General features: G+C 62.3%; 11 protein-coding genes. 8 read left to right on the plus strand and 3 right to left on the minus strand.

Going from position 1 to position 12,494, the window contains the following annotated elements:
- Positions 1–2 precede the first annotated feature (2 nt).
- On the plus strand, positions 3–1,964 hold the full coding sequence (gene prpR / locus NA645_RS12965) for a propionate catabolism operon regulatory protein PrpR (protein ID WP_256049182.1): 1,962 nt from the start codon (positions 3–5) through the stop codon (positions 1,962–1,964).
- Positions 1,965–2,330: 366 nt separating this feature from the next.
- On the opposite strand, the gene NA645_RS20125 is transcribed toward prpR, so the two are convergent.
- Positions 2,331–4,904, minus strand: a complete 2,574-nt coding sequence (locus tag NA645_RS20125) for a mechanosensitive ion channel family protein (protein ID WP_272892058.1) — start codon at positions 4,902–4,904, stop codon at positions 2,331–2,333.
- 332 nt (positions 4,905–5,236) lie between these two features.
- Between NA645_RS20125 and NA645_RS12975 the strand changes: the two genes are divergently transcribed.
- From NA645_RS12975 to NA645_RS12985, 3 genes are all read left to right on the plus strand, one after another.
- Positions 5,237–6,244 carry a TerC family protein gene (locus NA645_RS12975; RefSeq protein WP_256049183.1) on the plus strand — a complete coding sequence of 336 codons (1,008 nt, stop codon included), beginning with the start codon at positions 5,237–5,239 and terminating at the stop codon, positions 6,242–6,244.
- Positions 6,245–6,293: 49 nt separating this feature from the next.
- The gene (locus NA645_RS12980) at positions 6,294–6,593 is read left to right on the plus strand and encodes a hypothetical protein (RefSeq protein ID WP_256049184.1); all 300 of its coding nucleotides are present in this window, start codon (positions 6,294–6,296) and stop codon (positions 6,591–6,593) included.
- A gap of 174 nt (positions 6,594–6,767) precedes the next feature.
- Positions 6,768–6,980: a hypothetical protein gene (locus tag NA645_RS12985; protein ID WP_256049295.1), complete on the plus strand. Its 213-nt coding sequence runs from the start codon at positions 6,768–6,770 to the stop codon at positions 6,978–6,980.
- Positions 6,981–6,992: 12 nt separating this feature from the next.
- Here NA645_RS12985 and mdtD read toward each other — a convergent pair whose 3' ends face one another.
- A complete protein-coding gene (gene mdtD / locus NA645_RS12990) occupies positions 6,993–8,402 on the minus strand; it encodes a multidrug transporter subunit MdtD (RefSeq protein WP_256049185.1) in 1,410 nt (469 codons plus the stop codon).
- A gap of 309 nt (positions 8,403–8,711) precedes the next feature.
- Here mdtD and NA645_RS12995 point away from each other — a divergent pair, with 309 nt between their 5' ends.
- The 4 genes from NA645_RS12995 (at position 8,712) to NA645_RS13010 (ending at position 11,888) form a co-directional block, all read left to right on the plus strand.
- A complete protein-coding gene (locus NA645_RS12995; RefSeq protein WP_256049186.1) occupies positions 8,712–9,245 on the plus strand; it encodes an iron transporter in 534 nt (177 codons plus the stop codon).
- 3 nt (positions 9,246–9,248) lie between these two features.
- Complete coding sequence (locus NA645_RS13000; RefSeq protein ID WP_256049187.1) at positions 9,249–9,581, plus strand: cupredoxin domain-containing protein; 333 nt, start codon at positions 9,249–9,251, stop codon at positions 9,579–9,581.
- Positions 9,582–9,657: 76 nt separating this feature from the next.
- A complete protein-coding gene (locus NA645_RS13005) occupies positions 9,658–10,515 on the plus strand; it encodes an FTR1 family iron permease (RefSeq protein WP_256049188.1) in 858 nt (285 codons plus the stop codon).
- Positions 10,512–11,888: a 4Fe-4S binding protein gene (locus NA645_RS13010; RefSeq protein WP_256049189.1), complete on the plus strand. Its 1,377-nt coding sequence runs from the start codon at positions 10,512–10,514 to the stop codon at positions 11,886–11,888. The genes NA645_RS13005 and NA645_RS13010 overlap by 4 nt, the downstream gene beginning before the upstream one ends.
- Before the next feature lie 222 nt (positions 11,889–12,110).
- Here NA645_RS13010 and NA645_RS13015 read toward each other — a convergent pair whose 3' ends face one another.
- Positions 12,111–12,461: a MerR family transcriptional regulator gene (locus tag NA645_RS13015; RefSeq protein ID WP_256049190.1), complete on the minus strand. Its 351-nt coding sequence runs from the start codon at positions 12,459–12,461 to the stop codon at positions 12,111–12,113.
- Positions 12,462–12,494: the final 33 nt, after the last annotated feature.

Consider the following 12,494-nt stretch of genomic DNA (forward strand, 5'->3'; position numbering starts at 1 on the left):
TCATGCCCTTACCCCGCGCGCAAATCGTCGTACTCATTAGCCATCTGCAGCGACCGAGCCAGCAAAGCCGTCTGGCTCAGGTTGTGGGTGCGCTGATGGCGGATTATTCCGACGAAACGAGTATCCAGGTACTCGACACTTCGGTGAGCGAATCGCTGCAAGTTGCACGCGAGCTGGAACGACGCGGTGAGGTCGACGTTTTCGTCTGCGCCGGGGCCACCGCCGCCTACCTGCGCAAGCACCTGACCCGCCCGGTACTGTCGATGCGCGTCGGCGGTGCCGACCTACTGCGCGCGCTGGATCAGGCGCGGGCACATTCCTCACAGGTGGCGGTCGTCAGCTACAACCGCATCAACGCCGAACTGGAAGCTATGGCCGCGCTGTTCACCGTGCAGGTGCACCAAGCCTCCTACACAACCCTAGATGGGGCGCGGCTGGCAGTAGAACAGATGGCCGGGATGGGCTGCCGCAGCATCATCGGCTCCTCGACCGTACTCGAACTGGCGGAGCAAGCAGGCTTGCAGGGCGTTTTGTCGCTGAGCAACGACACCGTACGCAAGGCTTTGGAAGAAGCGCTCGGCATCCTCCACAGCCAGCGCATCGAAATCGCCAAGCGCCAACACCTGAACGGAGTGCTGCGACACATTCCGGCCGGTGTCGCGGCGGTGGACAATCAGGGCATTGTGCAATCGATCAATCCGGCGCTGGCGTTGCTTCTGGACCTACCGGCGGACGTAGCTCTTGGTCGACCATTGCAGGAGCTCTGTCCGGACCTGGACCTAGGGCAGGCGCTACGCGATGGTGCCGGCGAGGAGAACCGAATAATCCGGCTAGGCGCCCACACGGTCGTCAGCAACCTGCTGCCGATTCTTGAAAATGGCCAGCGCACGGGCATGGTAATGACCTGCCAGGACACCTCGGCGGTGCAGCGCGCCGACCAGCGTATTCGCTCCTCGCGGCGCCCCGGGACCTTCGTCGCCAAGTACAGTCTGGAACAGATCAGCGGCGGCAGCCTGGCCAATCGCGAACTGCTGCGCCTGGCCGAACGCTATGCACGGACTGACTCCACCATCCTCATTACCGGCGAGAGCGGCACCGGCAAGGAATTACTGGCCCAAGGAATCCATAACGCAAGCCGTCGCCCCCACGGCCCCTTCGTGGCGATCAACTGCGCGGCATTTCCCGAGTCGCTGCTAGAAAGCGAACTGTTCGGTTACGAGGAAGGGGCCTTCAGCGGCTCGCGCAAGGGTGGCAAGCCAGGTCTATTCGAGGCGGCGCACCGCGGTACGCTGTTCCTTGACGAAATTGGCGATATGCCGGTGTCGCTGCAGACTCGCCTGCTGCGCGTATTGCAGGAACGCGAAGTGCTGCGCCTGGGCGGCACCGAGCCGACCTCCATCGATGTGCGGGTCATCGCCGCCACCCACCAAGACCTGCGCGATCGCATCGAAGCCGGGCGTTTTCGTAACGATCTTTACTATCGACTGAACATCCTTCGGCTCCAGACCATACCGTTGCGCGAACGTCGTGAGGACATCGCACTGATTGCACGCGGCATAGCCCAGCGTTTGCCGGGTAGCGGCCAACCGCAAGGCGCCGGCACCCTGCCCGAAGCGTTTTTGCCCTACCTGATGGCGTACGCCTGGCCGGGTAACGTGCGCGAATTGGAAAACATCGTGGAGCGGGCCGTGCTCTCGGCCGACGAGTTGTTTTTGCATGGCGCGATTGATGAACATCGCCTGGTGCGCCTGATTCCCGAACTCTTCGAACAACGCGAAGCACCGCCAGCCTTTACGCAAACGCCCGCGAAGGACCTACGCTCGCTGGGCAAAGAAGCGGAACTGCACCACGTGCGACAAACACTGGAGGCGTGCCAGGGAGACATGGAGGAAGCAGCGCGCAGGCTCGGGATCAGCCGATCAACACTCTGGAGGCGACTACGCCATGAGCACAGCAGCAGATGACTTACCCTAATTACCGAACAAACAGCTAACACGTACGTTCGTATTAGTACTGTCCGGTTAGTTGCCTGCTAACGATCTCCGCACTTACAGGCCTGCTAGGCAGCGAATAGTTACGCTGCAATTCCACAGGTGTTAATAAGGTTCCGACACAGCACTGAAATCCGCTTCAATAGAAACAGCCCGCTAACCTTGGCACGATAATTAGTCGCTGAGTATTTAAAGGTCAATTACTTGCTCAATTCGACCTTTGCCCCAACACCGATGGAAGTCCCGCGCCATTCCCGCTGAACAGAGACAGGACCTTCTACGTAGCATTCGATTGGTGACTACTTGCCTCTAGCCAGACCGGAAAGTTGTGAACGGAAGCTACGCAGTCGGCTCCTGGGCCATCATGAAACGCTCGCGCGGATCGGCGATCTGGATGCCCAGCTCGCGGAAGTGCTCGAAGATGCGCCGGTTGACCTCGCGTTGAACGCCCCAGCGCCCCTTGTCGATACAGCGCATCTGCCCGGCCAGCGTCACCATCGAGCCATCCACCGAATCGACGCCCCATACGGCCAGATCGTCGATGATCAGGTCGGCGAACGCTGGGTCCGCACGCAGCTCGGCGCCGATTCTCTTCAGCTCGGCGATCGCCTGGTCGATGTCGGTGTCGTAACCGACACTGATCCGTACCGCCGCATTGCCAATGCCGCGGTTGGTGTTGTTGACCGTGGACACCGAGCTGAACGGGACGATATGCAACGAACCGTCGCCCGCGCGCAACCGCACGGTGCGGATCGACAGATTTTCTACCGTGCCGGAGACGCCCGCGACGGTCACCCAGTCGCCCACCTGCATGGCGTTTTCCATCAACAGGAAGATGCCGGTGATGAAGTCTTGGACCAGCTTCTGCGAGCCGAAGCCCAGGGCGACGCCGATGATGCTCGCGCCCGCCAGCAGAGGCGTCGTATTGATGCCGACCTCGCTGAGCGCGGTCAGGCCGACGACCAGCAAAATCACGATCATCAACCCCGTACGCAGCATCGGCAGCAGCGTGCGCAGCCGCGCGGCCCGCATCAGCTCCCCGCTTTCGCTCCAGCGGGTGATACGCCGCTCGAGCACGGCATTGGCCAGTTGCCAGACCACCAGTGCCAGAATCACCGCAATCGCGATGGTCATCACGGCGCCGGCCAGACTGCGGCCGATGGTTCCCGCTGCGAACCAGCTGATCGCATCGAAGCCCCAGGCCTGAAAGAGCGCGACCAGAACGCAGACTGCGATCAACGCCGACATGAGCCAGCGCACCAGCGGATACAGCTGCTCGACCAACCGGCTGCGCACGCCATCTGATGTTTGCGCAGCATCGGTATCACCATCCTGGTCACCGACGAATGCCCGCTCCAGGGCACCGAGCGCCAGTACCGCGGCCAGGCGGCCGAGCACCACGATGCCACCGGTCAACCCGATGAACTCGATCAGCTTCGGAAACCCGTTCTCAACGCCGAGAGCCCAGACGACCCACAGGCCCATCACAAACGCGGCGGCGGCGATGGCCCAGACCTGCGCGGCCCACTGGCGGAGCATCACGAGCGGCCCGCTGCTGCCCGCCTTGGGCGCGATGGCGTCGCGCACCGGCCGCCGAAGCTTGAAGATGAGCATGACGATCATCAAATGGGCGAGTAGCGAGATGAATTTCAGGATGGCAGCACGCCCCGCCGCACCACTGCCGAGGTGCTGCAAGGCATCCGCCAGCGCGATACCGAAAGCCGCCAGGGCCACGAAGTACAGCGCCCAGCTGTTCAGCAGCCGCGACGTCTCGCCGCTTACCCTGAAAACCCGCAGGCCATAGCCGCTCGGCGATATCAACAGGCGCACCACCGCCATGGTCAGGCGGGTGAAGAGGTAGGCGAGAACGAACCCACCGGTGATATCGCGGGTCCGCTCGTCGAGGCTGGGGTACAGGTGCGTGACCAGAGCGGCCACACTGAAAAACAAGACCAGCGGCAACAGGTCCAGAAGAAAGATGCCAAGCGCGAACGGCAAGTGCCGCAGTGCACCGCGATGGTCGCCAAAGCTGCTGTTGTGCCGGCCCCTGGGCTCTGCCGTAGCGGGTTTCGACTCTTCGCTTTCACCGGCTATCGCCGGCCCCGCCTCAGCGGTCCCCGCCACTTTCTGCTCGGAACCGCCTAGAGGAATAGCCTCTACCCTTTCGACTCCGTCTCGAATGGTTTGCATCAGTGCGACGCCAGACTGCTCGGGCTGGGTAGCGGCCGCTGCGGCGGTACGCTCGGCGTCCATCTGCTCGGGCTGCTGCCAAGCACGTAAAGAAGGCTCAGCCGCCCCGGCAGCGCTCGCACGCACCTCAATCTCCCGCGCGTGCTCCTGCAAGGCCATGCTGGGTCTACGCAGTAAACGTCGCATGCCCCACTCGACAAGCAAACCGAGGGAAAACACCACGGCCAGGGCGATCAGCGCATCGACGAACAATGCCCGTCCCGCCTGGGATCTGAAAATCGAATCGAACCACGCGGGCAGTTCCAGCAGAGCATCCCTGACCTGACCCACCTGCTGGCCAAGGCCATCGGCCCAACGAGCGACCTGCCCCAACATCTGCGCTATCAGACCACCCTCCTCCAAAGGCGTTATCACCGGCTCCGGCTCCGGCTCTGGCTCAGCCGCAACCGGCGCCTCGGCCGGCGCCGCGTCACCATCGGCATCGGCATCGGTACCACCTACTGCCGCAACCACGGTTTGGTCGTTCGCAATGACCCTGAGCGTCGCCAGAACATCGGCGCGCCGCCGCTCATCCTGAAGCACCTCGGCAGCACGCCGTGCATCCTGAGAAGAGACCTCGTCGGACAGAGGCGACGGATCACTCTGCGCCTGCACCGGCGCAGCCAACTGCAGCAGAACGGCAATGAGCGGAACACAAAGAAATCTTGAACGTGAGCTATGCATGAGTCGAATGAGACCTTGGGGCAGGCTGAAGCGAGACTGGCGTTCCAGACAGGAACAGATCGGTAAGCCCAGTGGCCGTTTCGCATTGGGCATCTAGGGAGGCACTGAGTTTCAAGCAATGCGTACACCCCTCCGTTCAGCGTAGTCACGGTGCGTAAGCAGCTGAACAGCAACAGCCCAGTACTTGTCAGGATGAAATACCTTGCAATGAGTGATTGCTTGAGCGGCACACGGCGCCTGCTAGATTAGCGCCGCGACGCCGGGCCCCTCTGACAGCTACCCAGCTGCCATGTCGGAGTTGCAGTTTGTACAACTCGACTTAGGAGGGGCTCATGAGCACCCTAGAACCGTTCTTCATGGCCGAGTTCCTCGGCACTGCCACTTGGTTGTGGCTCGTTTTCATCACTATCGTGATCGGCTTGCTGGTCTTCGACCTCGGGGTGCTTCACCGTGAGCACCGGGAAATCGGGGTCAAGGAAAGCCTGCTGCTATCCGCCGGCTACATCACGGCCGGCCTGCTATTTGGCCTCTGGGTCTGGCAGGTCAAGGGCGGCGACGCCGGCATGGATTTCTATACCGGCTTTCTGATTGAGAAGTCGTTGTCCATGGATAACGTATTTCTCATGGCGATGATCTTCAGCTTTCTGGCCATCCCGCGTAAGTACCAGCACGAGGTGCTGTTCTGGGGCATCCTCGGCGTGATCGTGCTGCGCGCAATCATGATCGGCCTCGGCGCCGCGCTGATACACGAGTTCAGTTGGATTCTCTACGTGTTTGGCGTCTTCCTGCTGCTGACCGGGGTGAAGATGCTGTTCAGCAAGGTGGATGATCACCCCGACTTGGCCGAGAACTCGCTGGTCAAATTCGTGCGCCGGCACATGCGCGTCACCGACCGTCTGCACGAGGGGCGCTTCTTCGTGCGTCAGCCGGATGCCAGTGGCCGCGCAGTGGTCTGGGCCACGCCGCTGTTTCTGGCGCTGGTGCTGATCGAGTGTGCCGACCTGGTGTTCGCGGTGGACAGCGTACCGGCGATCTTCGCCATCACTCAGGACCCGTTTATCGTCTACACCTCGAACATCTTCGCGATCCTTGGCCTGCGTGCGCTGTACTTCGCCCTGGCGGCGATGATCCATCGCTTCGCCTACCTCAAGTACGCCCTGGCTCTGGTGCTGGTGTTCATCGGCTGTAAGATTTTCCTGGTCGGCATCATTGGCAAGACTCCGCCGGCGATCTCCCTGAGCGTTACGGTCGGCCTGCTGGTCGGTGGCGTGCTGCTGTCGCTGTGGAAAACCCGCAACGACCCGCCCCTCGTCGATGCCGAAACGAACCGCCATTCATAACTCTATCGCCCCGGCTTGCCGGGGCTTTCATCACCGTTGGAGATGACCCATGAAACCAGCATCCATTGCTGCCCTGACGCTAGTGGCCTTGATCGGCTCAACCCTGGCCGGCTGCGAGGTCGCCGAGGAATCGGCGCAGAAGCTCACCGAGAAGGCCGAGCAGGCCGTGCAGGAACTGGCGCGCGAGGCTGTCAGCGATACCGTCAATGCGTTCAACGAGCAGATCGATCAGGTACAGAAATCGGCCAATGAGTTGCTCGGCCAGCCCGAAGAAGAGACATCGAACGACAAGCCCGAGCGCGAAACCGAGACGCCGCCGGCTTGGTCCGGCGAAGGCGTCGAGACATGAGCCCGTTCAATGGCTCTGGCTGCTCATCCGCCAGGCAGTGACACATCAACCGTTCAGCGGATGACAACAGGAAGGCGATGAGTGGGCGCTGTGGTGAAGCCGTTAGCTGTCAGAATGACATCACCGCTGCAATGGCGCAGCCACTGTCCCGAATCGAGCGCGAGCCTGTTGATCATGTCTGCTGAAAAACTCTATACGATCGTCCTGGAACACAGCCTGAAGGTCCTTCTCGAGGCCGCCACGATGGAGCAGGTCGAAGCGTTCTGGGATGCCAACGACACCCGTTACGTCGGCCTGCGCATGGAGGACGAAGATGGCCACCACGCGCGCGTGATCGTAACGGACGAGATGCCGGAGGAAGAGGAAGCCGATCTGTGCATTGGTTGATCTGACCCTCCGTCATTCATCATCAATGAGTCGGGCGGCCATGACTCGCTTGCTGTCTAGCTGAGAGAACAGCGATGCAGCCAGCATCGACATCGCACCGATGCACAGAAAAGTCAGATGAAATGCCCGCAGCACGGCCTCCCCATCGGCTCCGGGCACGGTGAAGCCGCCCAGCAGCGCACCCGCCGAAGCGACCCCCAGGCTCATCGACAACTGCACCACCACCGATAGCAGGCTGTTGCCGCTGCTGGCGTTCTGGTTGCTCAATCCGACCAGGGTCACGGTGTTCATGGCGGTGAACTGCATGGAGTTAACCATGCCGATCAGGCTCAGGTGCAGCAGCAGAAGCGCCGTTGGAGTGTGTGCATCGATCGTCGCGAGGCTGGCGATCAGGCTGCCCAGCAGCAGCGTGTTGCCGATCAGAATGCGGCGATAGCCGAGGCGATCTATCAACGGCTTGGCCAAGGGCTTGACGAGCATGGCGCCGAGCGCCAGTGGGATCATGAGCATGCCCGCCTGCGCCGGCGAATAGCCCAACGCCACCTGCAGCAACAACGGCAACATGAAAGGCAAGGCCCCACTCCCCAAACGCGCGAACAGGTTGCCGAAAATGCCCACGGCAAAGCTTCGGACGCGAAACAGTGCCGGGCTGAACAGCGGCTTATCGACATGCCCGGCGCGCAACCAGTACGCGGTCAGGCAGGCCGTGCCGATCACCATGAGCAGCAGGACGCGCGCGTGCGGCATGTGCATGTCGCCGAGCCCTTCGAGCGCGATGGTGATCAGCACCATTGCGCTACCGAACAGCAGGAAGCCGAAGGTATCGAAGCGTATTCGCTCGTCGCTCTTCAGATCGGGCATGAAGCGAAACGCGGCCATGCAACCGATCAGGCCGACCGGCAGGTTGATCAGGAAGATCCAGTGCCATGACGCGTATTCCACCAGCCAGCCGCCGAGCGTCGGGCCGAGCAATGGCCCGACCATGCCCGGTAGGGCGATGAACGTCATGACGCGCACGAACTCGCTGCGTGGATAGGCACGCAACACGACCAGCCGCCCGACCGGCAACATCAACGCGCCGCCAACGGCCTGCACTACACGCGACATCACCAACTGGTTGAAGCTCACGCTCATCGCGCAAAGCAACGAGCCAAGCGTGAACAACAGGATCGCCGAGAAGAATATCCGCCGGCTGCCGAAGCGATCCGCCAACCAGCCCGACGCCGGTATCAACAGCGCCACAGTGAGCATGTAGGCGATGACCACGCCTTGCATGCGCAGCGGGTCTTCGGCGAGGTCGCGCGCCATGGCTGGCAAGGCGGTGTTGAGGATGGTGCCGTCGAGGGTCTGCATGAAAAACGCGATGGCGACCAGCCAGGGCAGTACACGGGCGGTTCGGGCGTCCAGCACAACGGTTTGCATAGGCTCCCCTGACTCGAAAAGCACATGGTAGGCCGCGCCTCGGAGAGCACGTAGAAATTTTTCGAGCGCGAGCTCAGCGGCCAGCGCGAAGCATTGAATGTCGGCCCGCATTGGGTGTGACAACTCAACGCAGCGGGATGCTGTTAGCCCACGTCACCTGCGCGCTTGAGCCTTCCGACCAGCGTGACGGTAACGAAACCGGCCTATACGTAACAAATAATTTCGTTCAAAATTGACGCGAATCATTATCGTTAACCGCCGCAAATGCGAACCTTGGGCTGTCCATCTTTACGCCCTTCCGGAGGCTACATGCGTATTCCCGTTACCCTCGCCATCGCATCGCTGATGCTGACGCCACTCGCCCAAGCCAAGGAATATCCCATCGGTGAACCGCAGCAATGCGGCGGCATGGAAGTCGGCGCGGTGTACCTGCAGCCGGTGGAAATGGAGCCGGCCGGCATGATGCGCGCCACAACCGAATCCGACGTCCATTTGGAAGCCGACATCGCCGCCACCGAAGACAATCGCAACGGCTGGCAGGAAGGCAGTTTCGTGTCCTACTTGAACATCAAATATTCGCTGAGCAAGAAAGGCTCGGACGAGAAGATCGAAGGCGACTTCCACCCGATGGTGGCCAACGACGGCCCGCATTACGGTGACAACGTCAAGCTGATGGGGCCCGGCAAGTACCAGCTGACCTTCACTATCTTGCCGCCGGGCGGCGGTCACGCCATGTTCGGCCGCCACGTCGACAAGGAAACCGGCGTCGCGCCCTGGTTCGAACGTTGCGAGCTGCACTACGAGTTCACCTACGCCGGCATCGGCAAGAAAGGCGGCTATTGAGCCATGCGACGCGTTCTGCTCTCCGCCCTCGCCCTGCTCGCCGCCGGTTTCGCTGGTGGCGCCCAGGCCGGCCTGCCCACCTACGAGCTGACCATCCGCGACGGCCATTTCGAGCCGGCGACCCTTGAGGTGCCGGCTCGGCAACGCTTCAAGATCATCATCAACAATGCCGGCAGCGGCCCGACCGAGTTCGAGAGCACGCCGCTGCGGGTGGAAAAGGTCCTCTCGGCCGGCGTCACCTCGTTCGTCGTGATTCACCCGCTGAAACCGGGCCGCTACCCCTTCTTCGACGAGTTCCACATGGATCTTCCCGAAGGGGAAATCATCGCCAAGTAGTCCCTGTGGTCTGCACGGCTGCGGTCTCGATAGCGAAACCGAGCCCGCCTTCAGGCCACCCAACAGGAGAAGCGCCATGGGCCAATCCATGTTCATCGTCTGGCGCGAAAGCGTCGAGGCCCTGCTGGTCATCGGCATTCTGCACGCCTGGCTGAGCCAGCAACCGGATAATCGCCATGCGTTGCGCATGCTATGGGGTGGCGTGGCCGCCGGGCTTGGCCTGGCGACGCTGCTGGCCTGGGGCATTCTCAGCGCTGGCGACTGGCTGGCCGGCCCGGCGGGCGAATGGTTCCAGTGCGCCATGCTGGTGGTGGCCAGCCTGCTGATCCTGCAGATGGTCGGCTGGATGCATCACCACGGGCGCGACCTCAAGCGCAGCTTGATCGACAACGCCAACGCACACCTGAGCCAGGGCAGCGGCATCGGCCTGCTGGTGCTGGCGATGCTTGCCGTGGCCCGCGAGGGGAGCGAGACGGTGGTGTTTCTCTACGGCATCGGCCATCAGCAGCAAGGCACGGACCTGATGGGCTTCGCCATCGGCGGCGTGCTCGGCTTCGTCCTGGCGCTGCTCAGCTACGCCGCGCTGCAAGCCGGCAGCCGGCTGTTTTCCTGGAAGCGTTTCTTCAAGGTCAGCGAAGCCCTGTTGCTGCTGCTCGGCGCGGCCCTGCTGATGGCCGGGCTCGACCGCTTCAGCGGCCAGCTGATGGGCATGGACATTCCGGAAGTGTTCTACAGCCTCTTCGGCGATCCGCTCTGGGACACCTCCGCCCTGCTCGATGACGGCGGCACCCTGGGCAGCACCGTCGCGGGGCTCACCGGCTACCGCGCCATGCCATCGCTGGCCGCCGTGGTGCTGATGGGGCTGTACTGGCTGGCCGTCTGGGCCTGGTTGCGAGCGAAACCGGAGGCTCGTCTGGAGGCTCGCGTCGCATGATCACCAACGCTCCCTGGCTGGCGCGCATTGGCGATCTGCTGCGCCAGCATGCCAAGGCCATCCGACTGATCCAGTGGCTGGTGGTCGGCTTTTATCTGATCCTGCTGCTGGTGCCTGCCGTTCTTTCGCTGCCGCCTTCCGAGGCGCGCATGCTCGATAACGTTACGGTGTTCGCCCAGTTCCTGTTCTGGGGGCTGTGGTGGCCCTTCGTGCTGCTGTCGATGGTGCTTTTCGGCCGCCTCTGGTGCGGCGTGCTTTGCCCGGAAGGCTCGCTCAGCGAGTGGATCAGCTGGCGCGGGCTGAACAAGCGCACCCCGCAATGGATTCGCTGGAGCGGCTGGCCGACCATCGCCTTCGTGCTGACGACCGTCTACGGTCAGCTGATCAGCGTTTATGACTATGGCCGAGCCGCGGCGCTGATTCTCGGCGGCTCAACGGTCGCGGCGATGCTGGTCGGTTTTCTTTATGGCCGCGGCAAGCGCGTCTGGTGCAAGCATCTATGCCCGGTGAGCGGCGTGTTCAACCTGCTGGCGCGTCTCGCACCGGTCCACTACAAGGTCGACGAAGAGCGTTGGCAGGCCAATCAGGGACCGCGACTGGCCACGCCCAACTGCGCCCCGCTGATCGACATCCGTCGCATGCGGGGCAACAACGAATGCCATGCCTGCGGTCGTTGCAGCGGCCAGCGTGGCGCTGTCGCCCTCGCCGCTCGATCGCCCAACGAGGAAATCCTTATCGTCGGCAACCAGGCGCAGCACGGCCACTGGGACAGCACGCTGCTGCTGTTCGGCATGATCGGACTGGCGATGGGTGCCTTCCAGTGGACGGTCAGCCCTTGGTTCATCACGCTCAAGCAGACCGCCGCCGAATGGCTGGTCGATCGCGACATCTTCTGGCCGCTCGAAGCCAACGCGCCCTGGTGGTTGCTGACGCACTATCCGCAGGCCAATGATGCCTTCAGCTGGCTGGATGGCGCGGCGATCCTGGCCTATATCGGCGCCAGCTCGCTGGTGATCGGCGGTGCACTCTGGTTGCTGCTGCGCGGCGCGGTACGCCTGATGAACCGGGGCGACAACCTGTTCCACCACCTGGCGCTGACATTGACGCCGCTCGGCGGCGCCGGGCTGTTTCTTGGCCTGTCGGCGACCACCATCAAACTGCTGCGCTACGAAGGCTTCATCCTCGCCTGGGCGCAGCCAACTCGCGCACTGCTTCTGGCCGGTGCCATTGCCTGGAGTCTGTACCTGGCCTGGAACGTCATCAGCCGCCACGGCGCCAACGGCCTGCGCCGCCTGACCGCCTTTGCCTGCGTGAGCCTGGGCACCGCGGTCGTCGGCTATGGCTGGTATCTGCAGTTCTGGGGCTGGAGCTGAGCTCGGCGCGGGCCTGTGCGCCCTGGCATAGAGGGGTGGGCTGAAACGGAACGCCGCCCAACCCACCCTACTTTGCCGCTAGGTGCTCACCTGTAGGGTGGGCTTCAACCCACCGATGCCGCAACGGTCAGATCTCCTTCTCACCCTCGCAGAACAAAAGACGAAAAGCTGTCAGTGCACGGTGGTGGGGCATTCGGAAGACGCGCATCGCATGTTCGGATGTCATGACTCAACGTCACGCAGAAATTTCTCGAGCACCTTGCGGGTTTGCATCAGCTTCTCGGTCTTCTGATCGACGAGATCGATTTGGTCACGTAGCGTTGTGCGCAGCTCATCGCATGGTTCGAAGACCAGACCCTCTCCTCGCAGGCAAGGCGCGAACTGCCTGATCGTCGCAAGCGTCATCCCTGCAGAGCCCAGCAGCTTGATCCGCTCAACCGTTTGCTCGTCAACCGGACCGTATTCGCGGAATCCGCCTTCCGTGCGGTGGGGCTTGAGAAGGCCCTGCGCTTCGTAATAGCGAAGCATTCGAATACTCACGTTGCTACGCCTGGATAGTTCTCCGATCTTCATGGGCCCTTGACTCTAACAGTGCTGTCAGGTTCT

The sequence above is a fragment of the Stutzerimonas stutzeri genome (assembly GCF_024448955.1).
Classification (GTDB): domain Bacteria; phylum Pseudomonadota; class Gammaproteobacteria; order Pseudomonadales; family Pseudomonadaceae; genus Stutzerimonas; species Stutzerimonas stutzeri_AQ.